The sequence below is a fragment of the Pseudoduganella umbonata genome (assembly GCF_014192225.1).
Lineage (GTDB): Bacteria > Pseudomonadota > Gammaproteobacteria > Burkholderiales > Burkholderiaceae_D > Rugamonas > Rugamonas umbonata.
In genome coordinates, this window is sequence record NZ_JACHXS010000006.1 from 207,826 (window position 1) to 229,277 (window position 21,452).

18 protein-coding genes are annotated in these 21,452 nt (G+C 67.8%); 11 read left to right on the top strand and 7 right to left on the bottom strand.

Annotation, left to right across the window (positions count from 1 at the left end; translation table 11 throughout):
• Positions 1 to 24: 24 nt before the first annotated feature.
• On the top strand, positions 25 to 792 hold the full coding sequence (gene agaR / locus FHS02_RS17100) for a transcriptional repressor AgaR (RefSeq protein ID WP_137313743.1): 768 nt from the start codon (positions 25 to 27) through the stop codon (positions 790 to 792).
• 37 nt (positions 793 to 829) lie between these two features.
• Here agaR and FHS02_RS17105 read toward each other — a convergent pair whose 3' ends face one another.
• The 4 genes from FHS02_RS17105 to FHS02_RS17120 all read right to left on the bottom strand — a co-directional run bounded on the left by FHS02_RS17105 (position 830) and on the right by FHS02_RS17120 (position 8,997).
• Positions 830 to 2,263: a DUF4832 domain-containing protein gene (locus FHS02_RS17105; protein ID WP_137313742.1), complete on the bottom strand. Its 1,434-nt coding sequence runs from the start codon at positions 2,261 to 2,263 to the stop codon at positions 830 to 832.
• Positions 2,260 to 4,965 (bottom strand): alpha-galactosidase, encoded by a 2,706-nt coding sequence (locus FHS02_RS17110; protein ID WP_137313741.1) that lies wholly within the window; start codon positions 4,963 to 4,965, stop codon positions 2,260 to 2,262. The genes FHS02_RS17105 and FHS02_RS17110 overlap by 4 nt, the downstream gene beginning before the upstream one ends.
• Positions 4,962 to 6,062 carry an amidohydrolase family protein gene (locus FHS02_RS17115; protein WP_217496929.1) on the bottom strand — a complete coding sequence of 367 codons (1,101 nt, stop codon included), beginning with the start codon at positions 6,060 to 6,062 and terminating at the stop codon, positions 4,962 to 4,964. The genes FHS02_RS17110 and FHS02_RS17115 overlap by 4 nt, the downstream gene beginning before the upstream one ends.
• A gap of 88 nt (positions 6,063 to 6,150) precedes the next feature.
• Positions 6,151 to 8,997, bottom strand: coding sequence for a TonB-dependent receptor (locus FHS02_RS17120; RefSeq protein WP_137313740.1), 2,847 nt, complete (start codon positions 8,995 to 8,997; stop codon positions 6,151 to 6,153).
• 411 nt (positions 8,998 to 9,408) lie between these two features.
• On the opposite strand from FHS02_RS17120, the gene FHS02_RS17125 reads away from it, so the two are divergent.
• Positions 9,409 to 9,774 carry a DoxX family protein gene (locus FHS02_RS17125; RefSeq protein ID WP_229422607.1) on the top strand — a complete coding sequence of 122 codons (366 nt, stop codon included), beginning with the start codon at positions 9,409 to 9,411 and terminating at the stop codon, positions 9,772 to 9,774.
• Positions 9,771 to 10,391, top strand: coding sequence for a TetR/AcrR family transcriptional regulator (locus FHS02_RS17130; protein WP_137313738.1), 621 nt, complete (start codon positions 9,771 to 9,773; stop codon positions 10,389 to 10,391). The genes FHS02_RS17125 and FHS02_RS17130 overlap by 4 nt, the downstream gene beginning before the upstream one ends.
• A 40-nt stretch (positions 10,392 to 10,431) precedes the next feature.
• Here the strand turns inward: FHS02_RS17130 and FHS02_RS17135 are convergent, their stop codons facing one another.
• Complete coding sequence (locus tag FHS02_RS17135) at positions 10,432 to 11,094, bottom strand: M17 family peptidase N-terminal domain-containing protein (protein ID WP_175424794.1); 663 nt, start codon at positions 11,092 to 11,094, stop codon at positions 10,432 to 10,434.
• Between the two features lie 371 nt (positions 11,095 to 11,465).
• On the opposite strand from FHS02_RS17135, the gene FHS02_RS17140 reads away from it, so the two are divergent.
• The 8 genes from FHS02_RS17140 (at position 11,466) to FHS02_RS17175 (ending at position 19,560) form a co-directional block, all read left to right on the top strand.
• Positions 11,466 to 12,476, top strand: a complete 1,011-nt coding sequence (locus FHS02_RS17140) for a thiamine pyrophosphate-dependent dehydrogenase E1 component subunit alpha (protein ID WP_137313736.1) — start codon at positions 11,466 to 11,468, stop codon at positions 12,474 to 12,476.
• A 23-nt stretch (positions 12,477 to 12,499) separates the two neighbouring features.
• Positions 12,500 to 13,573: an alpha-ketoacid dehydrogenase subunit beta gene (locus tag FHS02_RS17145; RefSeq protein WP_229422606.1), complete on the top strand. Its 1,074-nt coding sequence runs from the start codon at positions 12,500 to 12,502 to the stop codon at positions 13,571 to 13,573.
• The gene (locus FHS02_RS17150; RefSeq protein ID WP_137313735.1) at positions 13,570 to 13,815 is read left to right on the top strand and encodes a lipoyl domain-containing protein; all 246 of its coding nucleotides are present in this window, start codon (positions 13,570 to 13,572) and stop codon (positions 13,813 to 13,815) included. Before FHS02_RS17145 ends, FHS02_RS17150 begins: the two co-directional genes overlap by 4 nt.
• Positions 13,816 to 13,818: 3 nt before the next feature.
• Positions 13,819 to 14,520, top strand: coding sequence for a 2-oxo acid dehydrogenase subunit E2 (locus FHS02_RS17155; RefSeq protein ID WP_137313734.1), 702 nt, complete (start codon positions 13,819 to 13,821; stop codon positions 14,518 to 14,520).
• A complete protein-coding gene (locus FHS02_RS17160; protein WP_175424793.1) occupies positions 14,520 to 15,302 on the top strand; it encodes a lipoate--protein ligase family protein in 783 nt (260 codons plus the stop codon). Before FHS02_RS17155 ends, FHS02_RS17160 begins: the two co-directional genes overlap by 1 nt.
• A 13-nt stretch (positions 15,303 to 15,315) precedes the next feature.
• The gene (locus tag FHS02_RS17165) at positions 15,316 to 15,897 is read left to right on the top strand and encodes a gluconate 2-dehydrogenase subunit 3 family protein (RefSeq protein ID WP_217496928.1); all 582 of its coding nucleotides are present in this window, start codon (positions 15,316 to 15,318) and stop codon (positions 15,895 to 15,897) included.
• A 37-nt stretch (positions 15,898 to 15,934) separates the two neighbouring features.
• Positions 15,935 to 17,512, top strand: coding sequence for a GMC family oxidoreductase (locus FHS02_RS17170; RefSeq protein ID WP_137313733.1), 1,578 nt, complete (start codon positions 15,935 to 15,937; stop codon positions 17,510 to 17,512).
• 83 nt (positions 17,513 to 17,595) lie between these two features.
• On the top strand, positions 17,596 to 19,560 hold the full coding sequence (locus FHS02_RS17175; RefSeq protein WP_137313732.1) for a sigma-54-dependent Fis family transcriptional regulator: 1,965 nt from the start codon (positions 17,596 to 17,598) through the stop codon (positions 19,558 to 19,560).
• 33 nt (positions 19,561 to 19,593) lie between these two features.
• Here the strand turns inward: FHS02_RS17175 and FHS02_RS17180 are convergent, their stop codons facing one another.
• A complete protein-coding gene (locus tag FHS02_RS17180; RefSeq protein ID WP_137313731.1) occupies positions 19,594 to 20,184 on the bottom strand; it encodes a VOC family protein in 591 nt (196 codons plus the stop codon).
• A 17-nt stretch (positions 20,185 to 20,201) separates the two neighbouring features.
• Positions 20,202 to 21,278 carry a 2,3-butanediol dehydrogenase gene (locus tag FHS02_RS17185; RefSeq protein WP_183444263.1) on the bottom strand — a complete coding sequence of 359 codons (1,077 nt, stop codon included), beginning with the start codon at positions 21,276 to 21,278 and terminating at the stop codon, positions 20,202 to 20,204.
• Between the last annotated feature and the right edge of the window lie 174 nt (positions 21,279 to 21,452).

Here is a 21,452-nt window from a genome sequence, read left to right on the forward strand (position 1 = left end):
TTTAACAAAACTATTCGACCGACCATGGGACAAACCGGTCAGCGCCGCGACATCATCCTGAAAGCACTTACCGAACACGCCTCGGTACAAGTCAGCGACCTCGTGAAACAGCTCAACGTTTCGGCGGTGACGATCCGCAGCGATCTCAGTGCACTCGAGGCGCAGGGCCTTGCCATCCGCAGCCACGGCGGCGCGACGCTGGCACGCATGCCGCCGACCGAACATACGGTCTCGCAGAAAGACGCGCTCAATCATGAGCAGAAGGAGCGCATCGGCGCGCTGGCCGCCAGCCTGGTGAAGGCGGGCGAGAACATCATCATCGATTCGGGCACCACCACGCTGTCGCTGGCGCGCCATCTGCGCGATGCCCACAACGTGACGGTGATGACCAACGGGCTGAATATCGCATGGGAGCTGGTCAACGCCCCCGGCGTCGACCTGATCCTGACGGGCGGCCTGCTGCGCAAGCAGTCGCTGTCGATCCAGGGCCTGCAGGCCGAGGCCTGCCTGCAGGCCTACAGCTTCGACAAGCTGTTCCTTGGCGTCGACGGCCTCGACCTGCAGTTCGGCGTGACTACCCACCACGAGGCCGAGGCAAGCCTGAACCACAAGATGGTGGAACGTGCCCGGAAAGTGATCGTCCTTGCCGATTCGTCGAAGTTCGGCTTCATCAGCCTGCACCGCATCGTCCAGCTCGACCGTGTCAACACGATCATCACCGATGCGGACATCGATCCCCAATACCGCGACGGCCTTCGGGACGCCGGCATCGAACTGCTGATCGCCGATTAGCGAACCACCGCCACGGGAAGTGGCGGTCCTTGCCCGCTCAGTGAATGTCCAGCGTCGTCCCGGTACGGAACGCGCCCAGTGCCGCGTCCCAGCCCTGCGACCTGGCGGCATCCGCGGCATTGGCCGGGCGCACGCTGTAGCGAACATCGCCTGCCAGCGAGGCGGCGCCATCCGGGAAGGCAAGCAGCACGTCGTAGGCACCGGCCGGCGTGCCGCCCGGCACGGCAAAACTTGCCCTCGCTTTGCCGTCGCTACCCGGCAGCCAGGTGCGCGGATCGATCGAGGCCAGGGCGATCCGCACGACGGCGCCGCTGGCGCGGTGCCTGAGCAGCATTTGCACGCCGCGCGGATTGAAGGCACGTGCCCAGCCGCTGTTGCGTACCGTCAGCGCGAGCTCGCCCGACTGGCCCGCCTTCACGGCGGCGCCGTGCCGCAGCGCCACCAGCTCGAAGCGGTAGCCCATGCGGCGCCTGACCTCCGCCATGCAGCCCTGCGCTTCCCAGCGCAGGTGAAACAGCTTGCGGTAGTAGCTGTCGTTCAGGTAGGTGAGACCGAACTGTTTTCCTTCGCGCAGGATGTCGTCGCAGTTCGTGCGCGGCGTCGGCTCGACCGCATCCGCGGGATTGCAGGTTTCGCCGCCGAACGGCGCGACAGTCGAAAGCGACGCGACATAGCCGCGTTCGCGCCGGCGGGTTGTCGCATCGTCGCTGTAGGTGCCCACATCCGTCTCCGAAGCCAGGAAGCAGTCGTTGTGGACGCCGATGCGCGAGGCGGCCGACCCGTCGCGCCAGCGCGGCGGCTGCGGCGCCCATGCCATCAGGTAGGGCGGGTAGCGCACTTGCAGGAACCTGTCCACGGGCAGGGCGGCGAGCAGCGCGTCGCGAATCCGCGTGCGCGACGCCGGCGCCGTCAGGTCGTTCGACGATGTGTGCCATTCGCCCCAGGCGCCGACGAAGCCGGCCTGCAGGTACGCGATGACATCCGCGTTGGCCGCCAGCAGCGGCTCGAGCTGCCCGATATGCGCCAGTACGCGGTCGAGCGGCGCATCCTGCGCCGCCTGGTACGCGGTCTCGCCGGCAGGGTAGTTGTAGAGAAAACGGGGGATGACTTTCAGGCCGGCGCGCCGCGCCGTGGCAAAGCCGCCGGATATCCCGGCCAGCACGCTGCCGGGCAGCGGGCCGCCGGCGTGATCGTCCAGCCGCACCGGCGCATAGACGAGGCGATAGCCGGCCGCGAACTGCGCATCGGCTTGTGCCTGCGTCCACGCGGCCAGGTTGTCCGCCGCCCAGGCATACATGCCGCGCTCGGGATTGGCGATTTCCTCGCCGGTGGCGCGGAACGTGGTATCGACCACGGCGCCCGCAATACGTGCCGGCGTACCGGCACGCTGCGGCAAGGGCGCCTGGGCCTGCGCCGAGAACGCCGCGAGCAGGGCGCAGGCGCCGAGCGGTCGCAGGCTCCGCCTCATCATGCCGCGGTCAGCAGGCGCCCGAAGGCGGCCGGCACATGAAAGTCGGGCGTACCGCTGCCGCTGCCCTTGCCGGTCGGGCTCCACGCGGACAGGACCTGCTGCTTGCCGGCACCTCCCTGGCCTTCCACGCGGAACAGGTTCAGGCGCCAGCCATCCCCGGCACCGCCCGCGCTGCGCATCGGCACCGCCAGGTCGGCCGTCCAGACCTTGTGCTGCGCATCGATGTGCGCCCTGGCACGGCTCTCGGCGGCGATGCGCCGCTTGCCCGACACCTCGACGGCGATCTCCTGCAGCAGCCCGTTGGGCGACACCTGCACCTCGCGGTAGCTCTTCAGCCCCGCCCGCTCCGGCGCCTGCAGGAAGACCTCGACCACGTCGCGCTCCCACAGCGGCCAGATGTCGGTCGCCGACCTGGCGCTGTCGAAGGTATTCAACGCCTCGAACTTGCAGATGAAGCGCAGGTAGAGGTGGTTCGCGCCCCGCAGCAGCAGCACGCGGGTCGATTGCGGGCCGGCGAGCGGCTTGCCTTGCCAGTCGTGGCGGAAGAAGGTCGCGGGCGCATCGGCCCATTGGGATGCGCGCGGGAAGCCGTCCGTACCCACATCCGCGATCGTGCCGGCGAAGGCGACCGGCAGCGCGTCCGGCGCGTCGGGGCGCGCTTCGATCAGCAGGCTGTGCGTGAAGCGCACGGGCAGCGTGGGCTTGTCGGCCGTGACCTTGCCCAGCACCGTGCCGGCGAGCGCGTCGCGCAGCGTCCAGGTACCCGCGCCGAGCCCGCGCAAGGCGACCACACCGTCCCACCGGTCGGCATAGAACGCGTAATGCAGGGCACCGTCCTGTTCCACGACGTGGGTCTCCGGCTTGTCGAAGCCCAGGTCGTACAGGTCGCCGCGGTAGCGGCCTTCGGCCAGGCGCTGCCTGTTGTAGAGGTCCACCCACTGGCGCCAGTGCGCCTCGCGCTCGGGTGTCAGCAGGAACGAGTCCTTCGGCTTGGGATCGACCGGCCACGTAAACTTGGTCGCCACCACGGCGCCGATGCCCACGCTGGAGGCGAAGTCCTGCCCGCCGGTGCTCAGCTCCACATGGTCGCCCGCGTAGGCCGACCAGGGGCCCATCAGCGCTTTCAGCGTCTTGCCCTTGTGGCGCACCTGCCAGCTCGACAGCGGGTCCGACGCCGGCGCCTGGTCCATGAACGGCATGTTGTGGAAGGCGTAGCTGGTGCCGCAGGGGCACACTTCCACCACCGCTTCAGGGTTGGCCGCATGCGCCACGTCGTGCATGACCTTGTAGAAGGCCGACACCGCTTCGACCGACTCCTCCGGGCGCTTGTGCTGGTGCTTCGGGTTGAAGCACGGCGCCACGCCGTTCAGGTGCTGGCCGTCGACCTTCAGGCCGTCGAAGCCCCAGTCGCCGATGATCATCCGGATCGTCTCGGCCAGGCGCTCCTGCGTCTTTCCGTAAGCGGGGCAGATGTAGAAGCAGTTCCACCACGTCACGTCCTGTGCCGCGCCATCCTTGTCGAGCAGCAGCAGGTCGGTGTGGTCATGCAGCTCGTCGCTGCCGGGCGCCACGGCCAGCGGCGCGATCCACAGCCGCGCCTTCATGCCGCGCGCATGGATGTCGGCGACCAGCGCCTTCATGTCGGCGGCGCCGCGCGGGAACTTGGCCAGGTCAGGCGTCCAGTCGCCGGTCTTCACCTGCCAGCCGTCGTCCAGCACGGCCCACTTGAAGCCCAGTTCCTGCACCTTGGGCAGCGTGGCGCGCACGTAGTCGAGCGAGAAGTCGCGCTCGTAGCCCCAGGCGCACCACTGCGCCTCGTAGGCGCTTTGCGGCGGCTCGGGAGCGGCCAGGCCCTGCGCCGCCATCAGGCGGCGATAGCGGTCCAGCGGCACATAGAAGTCGCCCCGGTGCACCGCCAGGAAGGTGGGCGGCGTGGCGAAGGTGGCGCCCGGCGCCAGTGTCTGCGGCACGTCGCCGCGCAGCGAGATGTCGACCCGGTCGCCGGCCGCCTTCACGGGCAGTGCGACCAGCAGCGGCTGGAGGGCCAGGTGGCCGACGGCCAGGCCGACGTCGCGGCGCCAGACATCGACGACCGGCGTGCCGCCGCCGTAGTCCGATGCGTTCATGCCCAGGAAATTGCGCTGCTCGAAGCCGCGCTTGACGGGCTGCACCCAGTCGCGGCGGTCGGCATGGCTGGCGCCGGAATACGTCCAGTAACCGCCCGCGTGGCGCGGCGTGGCGGCCAGGCGGTGCGCGGCGTTCACCCACGCGTCGATGGCCAGCGGCTTGCCGCCCGTGTTGACGTAGCTGACATCCAGCAAGGCGACGCCGGGATGCTCGTCGAGCAGCGTCACGGTGACGCGCTTCTCGATGCCTTCCAGCGAGCGGCCGGCGAGGCGCAGCGCCTGTCCGGCACCGAACGGCGTCGCGACCCGGGCCGGTTCCGCCTTCTGCATCGTGAAGCGGCCCAGCGGCTTGCCGCCCACGACCAGGTGCTCGCTGGTGTCGTAGCCGGTCAGCGCGACGGGCTGCCTGCCTGCCAGGCTGACGATGCGGCAACGCATCTGTTCGTCGAACTGCAGCGACACGGCGGCATCCTGCACGCGCACCTGGCCCTTGCCTTCGGCGGCGCGGGCGGACGGGATCTGCGTGGCCAGCGGCGCGGCGCCGAGCCATTGCAGGAATGCACGGCGGGCGGTCATCGCTGGCCTCCCCATGCGCCGGGGAAGGCGCGCCGGGCATTCGTGCGATAGAGTTTGTCCACCACCTGGCGCGGCAGCGCGAGGCCCTGGATGGGTTTGTCGAGATCGGCGACCTTGAACGACTCCGCGGTGTTGAAGTAGCGCCAGTGCATGCGCCACACTTCTTCGGCCTCGCGGCCCAGCGCGGCGCCGTCCTGGCCGGGCGCCTGCGCCATGTCGCTGCCGTAGAGGATGCGGTCCTGGTACTTGATGAAGAAGCGGCGCACGCGCTCGCGGTCCTTCTGGCTCTGGTACTGTACCTGGCCGATGCGCGCGGCGATGTCCACCACGGCGGTGGGGAACCTGTCGAGGAATGCGGCCAGCTCGTCGACGTCGCGTTCCAGCGACGCCAGGTGCACGCCGATGAAGCGCAGTGCCGGGTGCGCCGCCACCATGCGGTCGCGCGCGGCCATCTGCGCTTCCCAGCTCGGCATCTCGGGGTGCAGGTGCATGTGGTACTGCGGGTGGGCCTTGAAATACTCGCGGTCGTTGTTGACCGTCATTTTCTCCAGTGGCAGCCAGCAGTTGTGCGGCTCGCCCTGGTGGCCCAGCAACGGAATGCCCTGCCGGGCGAAGTCCTCGAACAGCGGCGCGAAGCGGGCGTCGTCGATCATGACCAGGTGCTGGTTCCTGTCACGCAGGCTCATGCCGATGTTCTTCCACACCTTCACGCCCACTGCGCCGGCCTGCATCGACGCAGCGATGCGGCGGCGCGTGGCGGGCAGCCAGGAGGGCTTGTCGGAGCCGTCGACGGAGAAGCTGGCGGCCCACGCCACGTCCTGCGGGAACTGCTTCTTCAGCGCGATGGCCACGCGCTGCTGGTCGTCGAGCGGCGGAAAGTCGGGGTAATCGACGTTGATCGTCAGCACCTTGAAGTTCTGGCGCCTGGCGGCTTCCATGAACGCCGGCGCTGGATCGTGCAGGTGCAGGTGCACATCGATCTTCGCGACGCTGGCGTAGTCGGCCATCGTGTAGCTGGATTGCTCCGCGGCGTGGGCGGAGAAAAGAACCGCCCCGGAGAGCAGGGCGGCAAAGGAGGAGAGTGATGTGGAAAGCAAGGGTCGCATTGAAAAAAGTGGCATCGGTATTCCAGTTATCGGTAGTGCGGGGCGGGCGGCGCTCGCCGCCCGCTCCTCCCTTGCTGCATCAGAACTTCAGGCTTGCCCCCAGGGTGATGGAGCGGCCATAGCGATAGTAGCCGTTGGGCAGGCTGACGGTGCCGTTGCCCAGCGTCGGTGCCTGCTCCGCGTCGGTCAGGTTGTTGCCCTCGATGCTGATGCGCAGCGACTTGTTCACTTCGTAGGCCAGCTGGGCGGTCAGCCACGTCATGGACTTGGCCGTCTCGTTCCAGCCGGCGCCGAGCACATTGGTGGCGGTGACGAAGGAGTCGGTGTAGTCGGCCGTGGTGCTCATGCTCCAGGGACCCCGCTCGTACAGCACGCCGAACGAAGCGGTTGCCGGCGCGATACCCTCGAGCGGCCGCTCCACGCCGTTGACCCAGCTGCTCGACAGGTTGCGCGTGTACTGCGCCCGCACGCCGAAGCCGTTGTCGAACAGGTGCTGCAGGCCGATCTCCATGCCGCGCGCCTTGGCGCTGTCGCCATTGATGGGACGCTGCACGTTGAACAGCCGGCCACCGGGAGCGCCGATATCCTGGCCCGTCAGCCATTCGTTGGTGATCTGGTTCCTGATGTTCTTCTGGTAGACGGCGAACGTCAGCGCGGAGTCCTTGGCGTAGTACCACTCCAGCGAGATGTCGGCCTGGCGTGCGCTGTACGGCTTGAGCTCCGCATTGCCGCCGAAGATCTGCGTGAAGTCGCCCCAGGAGATGCTGGCGGTGGTGCTGGACGGCGCCAGCTTGTCCACCGACGGCCGCGCCATCGTCTTGGCGGCGCCGAGCCGCAGCTGCAGGTTGTCCGTGATCGCGTAGGTGAAGTTGAACGACGGCAGCCCGAACGTGTAGCTGGCCTCCTGCCGCACGGCGGACGGGTCGGCGTACACGGCCGTGTAGTTGAACGCGCCGTTTTCCACGATCTCGTTGATCTTCGCGTCCCACGCCTGCGCGGTGGTCTTGGTGCGTACCAGGCGCACGCCGACGTCCGCGCTCCACCTGTCGCCGGCCAGGTCGGCCTGCACGAAGGCGGCCGTGGTCTTCTCGCTCACGCGGTAGCTTTCCAGCGGGTTCCAGGCGGGTGCCGAGATGGTCGAGCTGTACACGCCGCCGCCCGGCCGGGCCTTGCCGTCGTACGCCGCCAGGGCCTGCGCGTAGCTGTCGACGTCGAACCCCAGGAAGCTGCGCGGGAAGTTGCCGCTCACGCCCGACAGGAAGCCGCTCGGGCTCAAGGTCTGGGTGATGACATTGCCGCCCAGGGTGCCCACGTTGATCGCGTTCGCGCCGGAGTAATGATCCTGGCCCGCGTTGAACGCGTTGTTGATCATGTCGCGCGATTTCTTGCGGTTGGTCTGGCCCAGGCCGAACTTCAGCCGCTCGACGTGGAAGCGGTCCAGCTTCCATTCGGCCTGCGCGTTCGCGCCGCGGATGTTGTCGTCGATGTTGTCGCCGGTGCGGCTGTAGAAGTGGGTATTGAAGTCGCTGGCCCTGATCTGGCCCTGCGCCAGCGCGCTCTGCAGGTCACGGCCGTCGGCGAACGTGGTCGTCACGTCGGGCACGGCGGCGCCGGTGAGCCGGATGCGCGTCGTGTTGGGCTGGTTCATGCGCAGCACCACGTAGGTGTCCTTGCCGCCGGAATTGCGCTTCGACGTGGACTCGTAGATGTCGCCGGTCACTTTCAGGGTCGGCGAGATCTTCCAGTCGGCGTTGGCGCCGACCATCGTGGTATCCACCACGCGGTATTCGGTCTTGTTCAGCACTTCCGGATTGAGCCGCAGTTCCGGATCGTCGCTGGACAGCGTCAGGTCGGTCACCACGCCGTTGGTGACCTGCGTGTTCGACCACCGGCCCGGCGCGTACAGCGGGTAGAACGACAGCTGGTAGCCGACCTGCGGCGAGTCCAGCCGGGTCTTGAAACCGTCGACGACGACTTTCACGTCCCGGGTGGGACGCCACTCCACCTTGCCGGAAAGCGCCAGGCGTTCTTTCTTTTCCATGATGGAACCGAAGCGGAACTGTCCCGGCCCGACCAGGCCTTCCTCGTTGGCGTCGAGGACGCCATTGCCGTTGGGGTCGATGGCGCCGCCCCAGGTGTTGCCGAATTCCCAGAACTGGCTCGGGTCGCTCGGCACGGCGTTGCGCGACCAGCCGCCATCGTTGCCGGCCGTGTCGGTGCGCACGTCCCGCTTGGCGTAGACGACGCCGAGCAGCACCCCGACCTTGTCGCCGAACGTATTGCTGTACGTGCCCGACAGCTTCCTGCCGTTCAGGTCGCTCATCTGGTTGCGGTCGGCCTCCACGCGCAGCAGGCCGCGCTGGCCCTTCTGCTCGAACGGGCTGGCGGAACGCAGGTTCACCAGGCCGCCGATGGCGCCTTCGATCAATTGCGCCTGGGTCGACTTGATGACGTCGGCGCCGCTGATGACGTCCGCCGGCAGCACGTCGTACGCGAAGTACCGGCCCGCGCTGTCGGTGCCCAGCAGGCGGCCGTTGAAGGTGGTGATCGTGTAGTCGGGCCCCAGGCCGCGGATGCTGACCCGCTGGCCTTCGCCGCCGGCCGTGCGCGAGATCGAGACGCCGGTGATGTGGCTGAGCGAGTCGGCCACGTTATTGTCCGGAAAGCGGCCCAGTTCGGTCGCGCTGATGCTGTCCTGCACGACCGAGGAGTTGCGCTTGAGCGTCAGCGACTGCTGCAGGCTGGCGCGGGTGCCGGTCACGACGACCTGCACCAGGTCGTCGGCGGCGGGCGTGGCCGTGACTTCCTGGGCGCCAGCCGGCGCCGCGAAAGAGGCCAGCGCCAGCAGGCAGGCCGAAGTTAACGGATTCAGCACGAAGCGAGGATGACTGTCGGCGTGCGAGCGGCGGTGCAGGTGAGAACTCATTAAACGCTTCCTTGTATAAGTTGTTGGAGCAGCGCAGGCGAATGCTGGTAAACGGAAGGCTGTCCGGTCGCGGTCACCAGGGCTACCAGCCGGGGCCCGGCCAGCTGGTAGGAATATCTCGGCACTTTCGTTTGATTTCGTATGGCGTTCATCCGCACTTGATGAGGTTTCGGTTTCGAGATAACGAAAGAATCTGGTATTGCGCTTACGGGTACAGTGCTATTGAGTCTATAGCGAAAATGAACGCAATACAAAATTTCTTACGTTTTTTCGAATTGCCTGTTGTATTTGTGTTTTTCGCACTTATGCTTTCGTTCGAAAGCTGTTGGCGTGCTTGCATCGGCGCAATCGTCCTGTTTTTTCCTACTGGAGAGTAGGATATTCTGGGATTTTCTTGTGGAGGTAATGCCGATGGAGATGATGCTGCGCGCCGTGTTGACGGTACTGTTCTGGAGTGCCGGAATATTCGGATTGTTCCACTATTCCGCCGTGGTCGAGGAGGTGCGTGCGGTGGGCCTGCCGTTTGAACGAGTGCTCGCCGCCGCCACGATTTTCCTGCAACTGGGTGGTTCGCTGATGGTCATCGCCAATGTCGGCAACTCCGGCTGGCTGGGCGCGGTGGCACTGGCGCTGTTCACCTTGCTGACGATTCCTTTCGGTCACGCATTCTGGAGCTTTCCAGAGCCGCGGCGAACAGCGGAATTGCACATCGCGCTGGAGCACCTGACCGTGGTCGGCGGACTGCTGCTGGCGGCCTGGTACCTGAAACGCGCATGACCGAGGCCAGGCGGGGCCGGGGCCGGCCAAGGAAGCTGGAGTGCAGGGAAACCCTGCTGGAGGCGGGCAGGGACCTGCTGCTCAGCCACGGGCTGCGGATGACCGTCGATGCCGTCGCGCTCCGTGCAAAAGTCGCCAAGACAACCTTCTATACCTATTTCAAGGACAAGGAGGCCTTCATCGAGGCGGTCATGCTGCGCGAGTCTGCCCGGACGATGAGCGACGAAGAATATCGCGCCGCCATCGGTGGCGATCTGCGCGAACTGCTGGTCGGCTTTGGCGTGCGCTATCTGGCGTTCGCCAACGAAAACCGCCTGGCTGCGTGGGACCGGGTCATGACGTCGGCGAACGACGTCTATCCCGAACTGGCATGTCGATTGTACGAAGCGGGGCCCGGGCGGCTCTACACGATGCTGGCGGATATCCTGCGAAGGGCGGCGCAGGACGGCAGGCTCGATATTCGGGACCCCATGGCAGCGGCCGAAGAGCTGGCAGGTATCTGGTATGGGCACACGATCCTGCGGGTCAACCTGAAGATCCGCGCTCCGTTGACCGACCAGGAAATCCGGCAGCGCGCCGAACGGGGCGTCGATCTGCTGTATCGCCTGTACGGGTGAACCATGCCGCGGCGGTGGCTGCCGGGACTTGCCACGTTCCTCAGGGCGCGATCGCCGCGACGCCTCCCGGGATCGCCTCGGCCAGCCGCGCAAATGCCGCCCTGAAGGCGTCGCCCGCCGCCTGTACGCGGGGCGCGCCGACATCGAAGCTGCAATGCCGCAGCAACGGTGCGGCAGCCAGGCCGGCCGCGGCCAGCATGTGTTCGGCGCGCAGGGCGCCCAGCATCCCGTCCAGCATGACCTGCTGCATGTCGAGCGGGGCATTGTCGGTATGGCCGGCGTCGAGCACGCTGGGTGCGAAGGCCATCGCGCCGGCGCCGCGGCGGATCGCCTCGCGCATCGCGACCCGGGTCGCCTGCCGCAGCACATCGCCGTGCAGCGCCGCCGGGTCGCCCAGGCCGACGACCAGGATGGCGCGCGGCGGCAGGCCTGGCGGCGGCGTGGTGACCAGCAAGGTCTCCATCGGCTGGGCGCGAAACGCGCCGGCTTCCCGCAGCCGCCCCAGCTGCCCGCCGAGTGCCCGGTCGAGTGCCAGCAGTCCGCCACGCATGCCGGCGCCGCCCAGCTCATGCTCGAACATGCAGGCCACGCTGAGGTCCACGTCGGCCTGCGCCGGACCCCAGGCGACGACGTCGAACACGACGCCGCCGGCGCTGCCGATCGGCAGCCGGATGGCGGTGGTGGAGTGGTCGGTATCGGTCATGGCTGTTTCCCGGTCTCGTTGAAATGCGGTAGCAGGCCGCCGGGGCATGCTACCGCCGATGGCGACCGCCGCACATCCACCGAAAGGCGGGGCGCGCCGACTTGCGGCAGGACGCGGACGGCTTCCCGTTCCCACGCTGGCTTGCCGCATTGCCTCGACGGTCCGGCCGCCTGACACACCTGTCGCACGCCATCGCCTGCTTGCGACACCTGTCCATTCCCGCGGCACGTTTTTCCCTTGTTTTCACCCGAAAACCCGCCCATTGGCCGGTAAACCAGCATGGCATCGAATTTGCTGAATGTCTCCGTGCGTATGCGGCATGCCCGGCTGCGGGCCTGCGCATCGACCACACAGACAAGGAGACAGCACTGATGAAGCCGACACCGGAACACCTGCTCTGGATGTACGAAAAGATGCTCGAGATACGGGCCTATGAAGAGAACATGGCGAAGGTCTACATGGAAGGCAAGCTGCCGCCGAAGATACAGAAAGGGCTGGCGTTCGATATCGGCGCCGGTCCGGTCCCGGGCGAGATGCATCTCGCGGCCGGGCAGGAGCCCGTTGCCGTCGGCGTCTGCGCGCACCTGGGCGACCGGGACAGCGTGGTGGGCGCGCACCGCTCGCACCACTTCGCGATCGCCAAGGGCGTACCGCTCGATGCGATGACGGCGGAGATGTTCGGCAAGGATGCGGGACTGGGGCGCGGCAAGGGCGGGCACATGCACCTGTTCCACGTGCCGACGCGGTTCTCGTGCAGCGGCATCGTCGGCGCCAGCGCGCCGCAGGCCTGCGGCGCGGCGCTCGCGGCGCGCAAGCTGGGCAGGGATTCGGTGGCGATCGCGTTCTTCGGCGAAGGCGCCGCCAACCAGGGATCGTTCCATGAATCGCTGAACCTGGCCGCCGTCTGGAAGCTGCCCGTGATCTTCGTCTGCGAAGACAACAAGTACGGCATCTCCGTCGAAAAGTCCGTTTCCACCGCCGTCGCGTCGAACGCCACGCGCGCCGCCGCCTATGACATGCCGGGCGTGCTGGTCGAGCGCAACGATGCCGTCGATGTGTACGCGGCCGCGGGCGCGGCGATCGCACGCGCCCGCAATGGCGAAGGCCCCACGCTGATCGAGGTGAAGACGGACCGCTACTTCGGCCATTTCCAGGGCGACCCGGAAAACTACCGGCCCAAGGGCGAGGGCGCCGCGCTGCGCCAGGACGATCCGATCGTGCGGCTGGGCGCGGCCCTGCGCAGCCAGGGGCTGATCGGCGAGGCGCGCGAGCATGCGCTGCGCCTGCGCATCGCCAGCCGGATCGAATCGGCCTTTGCGTTTGCCCGCCGCAGCCCCTATCCGGCGGCGGCGGATGCCTTCGAACACGTTTTCGCCGATTGATGGCGGCCATACAGGAGACCAGCATGCAAGAGAGCAGCAAGGACGGCGCGATGCGCACGCTGACGATGGCGCAGGCCATCGCGGAGGCCATCGGCCAGGAAATGGAACGGGATCCGGCCGTGTTCGTCATGGGCGAGGATATCGGCAAGTACGGCGGCATTTTCAGCGCCACCACGGGCTTGCTCGACCGCTTCGGGCCCGAACGCATCATGGAGACGCCGATTTCGGAAACGGCTTTCATGGGCGCGGCCCTGGGCGCCGCGGCGGAAGGCCTGCGGCCCATCGCCGAACTGATGTTCGTCGACTTCTTCGGCGTCTGCTTCGACCAGATCTACAACCACATGGCGAAGAACTGCTACATGTCCGGCGGTACGGTCAGGCTCCCCGTCGTGATCACCACCGGCATCGGCGGCGGCTATAACGACGCGGCGCAGCATTCGCAATGCCTGTACGCGAGCTTCGCCCACATGCCAGGGCTGAAGGTGGTGGTACCGTCGAATGCTCATGACGCCAAGGGACTGATGATCCAGGCGATCCGCGACAACAACCCGGTGGTGTTCTGCTATCACAAGGGGATCATGGGCCTGTCGTGGATGTCGTATTTCGAAGGCAGCACCAACGCGGTGCCGGAACAGCCCTATGCGATCCCGTTCGGCAAGTCGCGCATCGTGCGCGAAGGCAGCGACGTCACGATCGTCACGCTCAGCCAGATGGTCCACAAGGCCGCCATCGCCGCCGAACAGCTGGCCGAAGAGGGCATCTCGGTCGAGGTGCTGGACCTGCGCACCATCGTTCCGCTCGACCGCGAAGGCGTGCTGGCCTCCGTGGCCAGGACCGGCCGGGTGCTGGTCGCGGACGAGGATTACCTGAGCTTCGGCCTGTCCGGCGAAATCGCCGCGCTGGTGGCCGAGCACCTCGACACGGTGGCGCTGCGGGCCCCGGTGCGCCGGCTGGCGGTGCCCGACGTACCGATTCCGTTCAGCCGCCCGCTCGAGCAGGCGGTGATTCCGCAGGTCGACGCGATCGCCGCCGCGGTGCGCGGCCTGATGGGCGCGCGGCCACCAGTCAATCCATTATTCCAGGGAGCACAGGCATGACCGAAGCACGACTCGAAGGCGCGGTGTGGGACGACGTGGACGAGGGCACGGAAGCCCTGCTGCAGGAATGGCATGTGGCGGTCGGCGACGAGGTGGCAGCCGGCCAGCCGCTGGCGATCGCCGAACTGGTCAAGACGACGCACGAGGTGACCGCACCGGTTGCCGGCCGCGTGACCGAACTGCTGGTGGCGGCGGGCGACACGTTCGGCCGCTCCCAGCCGCTGGCGCGGATCGGGGAGTAGGCAATGAGCGCCACATCCGATATGGAACAGCGCACTGCCGCCCGCCCGCGTACCGTGCCGCTGACCGGCATGCGCGGCGCCATCGCGCGCAATATGGAACAGGGCTGGAGCGTGCCACGCGTGGCCCAGTCGATCGAGGCCGACGTCACGGCGCTGCAGGACCTGCGCGCGGCCGCCGGCGAGGGCGAGCGGAGCAGCCTGACCGCGTATGTCCTGCGTGCCGTCGCGCTGTGCCTGCGCGAACACCCGCGCCTCAACGCGCGGCTGCCCGACAGGGAGATCGAAGTCATGGACGACATCAACCTGGGCCTGGCCGTGAGCCTGGGCGAAGGCCTGATGGTGCCGGTGCTGCGCAATGCCGACCGCAAGAGCACGGCCGAACTGGCCGCCGAGGCGCGTGCGCTGGCAGAGGGCGTACGTACCGGCACCCTGTCGCCCGGCAGCTACCAGCGTGGCACCTTCACCGTGACCAGCCTGGCCGGTACCGCCATCGACAGCTTCACGCCGATCCTCAACGCACCGCAGGTGGCCATCCTCGGGGTGACGCGGGTGACCGCGAAGCCGGTGGCCAGGGGGAACGCGGTGGCCGTGGCGCCGATGATGGGGCTGCACCTGGTATTCGACCACCGCGCCGTGGACGGCTATCCGGCGGCACTGTTCCTGGGTGCGCTGAAGCACCGGCTGGAAACCGCGGAGGGCCTGTGATGGAGAACAGGGCCGTTTTCATCGATACCGTGACCTGCCGGGAGGAACAGTCGTGGAACGCGGCGCAGCTCGGCGAAACCGTCACCGAACCGCGCTTGCGGCTGTGGACCTACCGGGCGCCCGGCGTGGTGCTGGGCTGCTCGCAGGGAGCGCTGCGCGAGCGCCTCGACGGCGGGCATGCGCTTGCCGCATCCATCGTGCAGCGCGGCTCGGGCGGCGGCGCGGTGCTGACGGGGCCATGGATGGTCAGCGCGTCGATCGTGCTGCCGCCGGAACACCCGCTGCTCGGCCGCGGCACCCTGTCGAGCTACCGCTGGCTGGGCGCGCTGCATGCCGGACTGCTGCGCGACGTGGGCATTGCCGCCCATGCGGTTCCGCCGGAGGAGGCGCGGCTGCGGCAGGCCGACGCACGCCTGAAGTGGGCCTGCTACGGCGGCCTGTCGCCGTGGGAAGTCGTGGTCGGCCGGCGCAAGATCGTCGGGCTGGCCCAGCTGCGGCGGCGTACCGGCGTGCTGCTGACGTCGGGTACGCTGATCGCCCCGCCCGACTGGCCCCTGCTGTGCGATGCGCTCGGCCAGGCCGCCACCGATGCGGCGCTGCTGGACGACAGCACCACCTCGTTCGCCGAGCAACTGGGCGCGCCGATCCTGGCCGAGGTGCTGGCCGAACGCCTGCATCACATGCTGACGGACGTGCTCGGCACGGCCACGGCACCGGCTACCGCACCTGCCATCCCGCGGGCGCCCGCGCAGGCGCCGCGCCATCTCTCCATGCCGCACTGACGAAAGGACCGACATGAACGAACCACTCAAACCGGCATGCGGCGCGGGCGGCATGCGCGTGCTGCCGAAAACGATCACCGTGACGCGGCGCGGTTTCCTGCACGGCGGCGCCGTTGCCCTGGGAGCCGCGGCGGTGGCGCCCGCCGCCCTTGGCGCGCCCGCCGCCAGGGGCCTGGCCCGCACGTTCTCCGTCTTCGGCGAAGCCGCGGCGACGACCCTGCTGCGCATGGCACGCGACGTGTTCCCTCATGACCGCCTGGCCGACCGCTACTACGCCGATGCATTGCGCCCCCTCGAGCGCGCCATGGCAAAGGACAAGGCGCTGGCGGCGCTGCTGCGCGACGGCGTGCGCGACCTGGACCGGGCCGCCACGGCGCGCTTCGGCGCCGCCTATGCGGCGTTACCGGCCGAAGCGGACAGGGTGGCCCTGCTGGAAACCATCGAGGCCACGCCGTTCTTCCAGAAGGTGCGCGGCGACATGGTGACCAGCCTGTACGACAACAAGGCCGTGTGGCCGCTGCTCGGCTACGAAGGCTCGTCGTGGGAGCAGGGCGGCTACCTGACGCGGGGCTTCGACGACATCGACTGGCTGTAGGGCAGGGCGGTACCACATAACGACAACAGGAGACAGCATGACCAGGAAATTTGCATTCAACGACCCGGACGTGGTCGTGATCATCGGCTCGGGCGCCGGCGGCGCCACGCTGGCCCACGAGCTGGCCCGCAAGGGCGTGGACAAGATCGTGATGCTGGAAGCGGGCAGGCACTTCACCCAGGCCGATTTCGAGAACGACGAATGGGCCATGTTCAACAAGCTGTCCTGGCTGGACAAGCGGATCTCGGCCGGCGGCTGGCACCACACGAAGACCTATCCGAACCTGCCGGCCTGGATCGTCAAGGCCGTCGGCGGCTCCACGGTGCACTGGTCCGGCGTGGCGCTGCGCTTCCAGGAACACGACTTCCATACCCGCACCACCTACGGCGCAGTGGCGGGCGCGAACGTGCTGGACTGGCCGATCACGCTGCAGGAACTGCAGCCGTACTACGAACTGGCGGAAAAGAAGATGGGCGTGGCAGGCAGCCGTGCCAGCGGCCTGCCGCCCATGCCGGAAAGTAACCAGACGAAGGTGGTCGCGGCGGGCGCGCGCAAGATCGGCTACCGGCGCATCATCCGGCCCGTCGCATCGAACTCCGAGCCGTATGACGGGCGCCCCGGCTGCATGCAGATCGGCTTTTGCATGCAGGGCTGCAAGATCGGCGCGAAATGGTCCACGCTGTACACGGAAGTGCCGCGCGCGCAGGAGACGGGCAGGGTGGAGCTGCGTCCCGAAAGCATGGCGCTGCAGATCCGGCACGACAAGGCCGGCAAGGTCGACGGCGTGCTGTATGCCGACCGCAAGGGACGGCAGGTGCTGCAGAAGGCGCGGCTGGTCTGTGTTGCCGGCAACTCGATCGAGTCGCCACGCCTGCTCCTCAATTCGGCGTCGCCGATGTTCCCCGACGGCCTGGCCAATTCATCCGGTCAGGTCGGCCGCAACTACATGAACCATTCGACGGCGGCGGCCCTGGCGATCCACCGCAAACCGGTGTACATGAACCGCGGCTTCGACATCGGCGCCGTGATCGCCGACGAGGTGCCGCCCGACACGCGGCGCGGCTTCAACGGCGGCTATTACCTGGAAGGCCTGGCGCTGGGGCTGCCCTATGCGGCGGCGTTCATGAAGCCGGGCGGCTGGGGCAGGGACGTCACCTCGGCGCTGGAAATGTACGACCACATGACGGCGATCTGGGTCTGCGGCGAAGACATGGCCCGCGAACAGAACGCGATCACGCTGCACCCTGCCGAAAAGGACCAGTATGGCCTGCCGGTGCCGATCGTGAGCAAGACCTACCACGGCAACGACGAAGCCATCGCCGCCCATGGCCTGGGCCAGTTCCGCAAGCTGTCCGAAGCCGTGGGCGCCACGCGGGTGATCGACATGCCGGCCTACCCGGCCAGCCACAACATGGGAACCAACCGCATGAGCGAACGCGCCCGCGACGGCGTGGTGAACAAGTGGGGCCGTGCCCACGACATCGCCAACCTTTATATCTCGGACGGCAGCCAGTTCACGTCGAGCTCCGCGGCCAACCCCACGCTGACCATCGTCGCGCTGGCGATCCGGCAGGCGGAACACATTGCCGCCGAGCTCAAGCGCGGCACGCTGTAGCGGTGCGCCGGGCCGGTTGACGTATCATTACAGGAGTTCAACGACCGGCAGTCAACGAATTGCCGGCGCAGCTGGAGACAGGCATGAAAAAAGACGCATACAGCCGGCACGTCGACCACGTGATGTCGGCTGCGCTGCATGGCGCGCCGGCCGAAGTCGGGGACGAGCTGATCCTCAAGTCGTGGCGGCGCTGCATCGCCGACTACGGGCTCGATCCTTCCCGGCTGAGGGCGCCGCACATCGTCACGTCGCATACCTTGCGCGCGCACCAGGAACAGATCGAGCAGTTCATGGGCGTGGCGCGCGTCGGCATGGAGCAGATGTACAAGCGCGTGTCCGGGCTCGGCTATGTGCTGCTGCTGACGGATGCCGCCGGGGTCACGGTGGACTACATCGGCAACGACGCCCATGCCGCCGAACTGAAGAAGGCCGGCCTGTACCTGGGCGCCGAATGGAGCGAGCAGTCGGCCGGCACGTGCGCGGTGGGCACCTGCGTGGCCGAGCAGGCGGCGCTGACCTGCCACCAGGCCGACCATTTCGATCCCACGCACATACCGCTGACCTGTTCCGCGGCGCCGCTGTTCGACCCGGAAGGCAAGTTCCTGGCCGTGCTCGACCTGTCCGCGCTGACCTCGCCGGCCGACAAGAAAAGCCAGCATCTCGCACTGCACCTGACGATGATGTACGCGCAGATGATCGAGGATGCCAATTTCCTGCGGCACTTCGAGGATCGCGCGATCCTGCGCCTCGGTACCACGTGGGCGCTCGTCGAGGTCAGCGGCGAGATCATGCTGGCCTACGACGAACAGGGCACCGTGGTCGGGGCGAACACCGGCGCGCGCCGCCTGTTCCGGGATGCCGCCGCCGGCGTCGGGGGGCGCACCCTGGCCGAGCTGTTCGAGCTCGCCCCTGCCGACCTGCACCGGCTGCTGCGCTTCCAGGACGCCAGCGATCGCTCGATCGTCACGCGCGGTGGCGGCCGGATGTTCTACACCAGCGTCAGGCCGCCGCGGCAGCGTCCGGCGGCACGCCGTATCGCCGTCGACGCGGCCGGCGATAGCCAGGCCAGCCTTCCCGAGCTGGAGCGGCTGGCGGGCGACGACAAGGCGATGCGCCGGCTGCTGGACCAGGCCAAGCGCCTGGTCAACCGCAAGCTGAACATCCTGGTCCATGGCGAGACGGGAACCGGCAAGGAAGTCGTCGCCCGGGCGCTGCACCAGTCGAGCAATCGCGCCGCCAGGCCCTTCGTGGCCGTCAATTGCGGCGCGATTCCCGAGTCGCTGATCGAGAGCGAGCTGTTCGGCTATACTGCGGGCACTTTCACTGGGGGGCGGGCGAAAGGCATGAAGGGCCTGATCCTGCAGTCCGATGGCGGTACGCTGTTCCTCGACGAGATCGGCGACATGCCGCTGCACCTGCAAACCCGGCTGTTGCGCGTGCTGTCGGAAAAAGAGGTGCTGCCGCTGGGCGCCGACCGGCCGGTGCCGCTGGACCTGACCGTGATCGCCGCCTCGCACCGCGACCTGCGCAACCTGATCGGCGCTGGCACGTTCCGGGAGGACCTGTATTACCGCCTGTGCGGTGCCACGCTGCACCTGCCGCCGCTGCGCCTGCGCGACGACAAGCGCTATCTCATCGCCAAAGTGCTGTCCGAGGAAGCCGAACTGCTCGGCAGGGATGCGCAGCTGAGCGCCGATGCCATGCATGCGCTGCTGTCCTTCGGCTGGCCGGGCAATATCCGCCAGCTGCGCAATGTGCTGCGCTATGCGCTGGCGATCTCGGACGGGGCCCTGGTCATGCATGCCGACCTGCCGCAGGAACTGACCGACCAGTTCTCCGCCACCCACGGCACGTCGGCCGTACCCGCGCTGCCGTGGCGGGAGACCGGTGTGGAGGAGAGCGGCGACGCCGACGCCGGCGCACTGCATGCCGCCCTCGTCCGCAGCAAGTGGAACGTCACGCGCGCCGCGGCCGATCTGAACCTGGCGCGCGCCACCGTCTACCGCTACATGCGCAAGTTCGGCATCGTTCCGCCGAACCAGCGCTAGCGCCGCATGCCGCGGCGGCGCTGGCCGGCGGTGCTACCGGTCGGGGTAGCGCGGATCCCAGAGCAGCGGCTTCATCGTCTTCTCGTACGCCATGCCGCCGGGCAGGCTGACGATCTCGAGCTGCAATCCCCACGGCGCGAGGAAATACATCCACGTCAGCCCGGCCGCCGGACCGTCCTTGAACGTGCTGGGACTGCCCAGCACGCGCACCCCTTTCGCGCGCAGGTAGGCAACCGCCTTGTCCATGTCCTCGACATAGAAGGCAAGGTGGTGGCCGCCGATGTCGCTGTTGCGCGGCAGCGTGGCGGACTGGCCGGGCGCCGCATACTCGAAGATCTCCACGTTGATGCCGTGGCCGCACCGCACCATCTGGAAGCGGCGGATCTCGGCGCGCGGATCGACGTTGAGGTGGACGGTCATCCAGTCGTCGGCGAACTTGAACGCACCGAGCTCGATGGATTCCTCGCAGCCGATGACGTCGACGAAGAAGCGCACGGCGTCGCGCATGTCCGGCACGGTAATGCCCACGTGGTGGGCGCCCTTCATCCCGGGCATGCCGGCGTGGGCGCAGAACGGCAGTGCCAGCGCGAGTGCGGCGCCGGCGAAGGTCTGTTTCAGTCGCATGATGTCTCCTGTAATGGCTACGCGCATGCCGCGGCAAGGCCGGGCGACACGATGATCTTGACGTTGTTTTCCTTGTCGCGGACGAGCCGTTCGAAGCCTTCGCCGACGATGTCCTCCAGCCCGATGCGGCCGGTAATGAAGGGCGCCACATCGATGCGGCCATCGGCGATGAAGGCGATCACATCGGCGAATTCGCCGTTGTAGGCCAGCGAGCCGATCACCTGCTTTTCAGTGGCCACCAGTTCGAAGAAATTGAAGCTGCTCGGCTCCTCGAAGACGCCGACCAGCACGGCGGTACCGGCCTTGCGGATCGCGTCGATCGCCAGCTTCGCCGTGTCCCTGTGGCCGATGCACTCGAAGCTGACGTCCGCGCCCAGCCCATTGGTGACGCGGCGGACCTCGGCCAGCGCGTCGCACGAGGACGGGTCGAACACGTGGCTGGCGCCGACCAGCGTGGCGCGCGCCTTGCGCGCCGCCGACATCTCCAGGGCGATCACCTGCGCGGCGCCGGCGGCGCGCGCGCACGCGATCGTGCAAAGGCCGATCGTTCCGGCGCCGACCACGACGACACTGCGTCCGAGCAGGCTGCCGGCCTTTTTCACCGCGTGCATGCCGACGGCGAGGGGTTCGATCAGGGCGCCCGCTTCGGCGGGAAAGCCGGCCGGCAGCTTGTAGAGCAGCTCGGCCGGAACGTTGACCAGCTCGGCGAACGCGCCATTGTTCATCAGTCCCGTGAAGGCGAGTTGCTCGCAGATGTTGTACATGCCATGCGTGCAGTAGTAGCAGTGCCCGCAATGCTGGCACGCGTCGGCGGCCACCCGTTCGCCGACGGCGAAGCCGTGCACGCCGGGGCCGACCGCGGCGATCTCGCCGCAGAACTCGTGCCCCAGGATGCACTGCCCCTGGATACCCGTCAGCGGATGGGGCGCGGCGACGGGGATGAACACGGGACCGGCCAGGTATTCGTGGAGATCGGACCCGCAGATGCCGCACCAGTGGACGTGGATCTGCACCCACCCTTCGGGCGGTGGCGGCGGCAGCGGGACGGCTTCGACGCGGATGTCATGGCGGCCATGCCAGACAGCCGCGCGCATTGTGCGCGAAGTATCGGTTTGCGGATCGGTCATGTTCTGTCTCCTTTGTTGTGGAGACAGGAACACAGCAACACGCGTGCCAAGACGATCCGGGCAGGGGCGGGGCGCCATATTGGCCGCTGCCCGGGCAGGGCTGCGGCCCGGGTGGCGCCGCCATCGTGCGGCTGCGACACC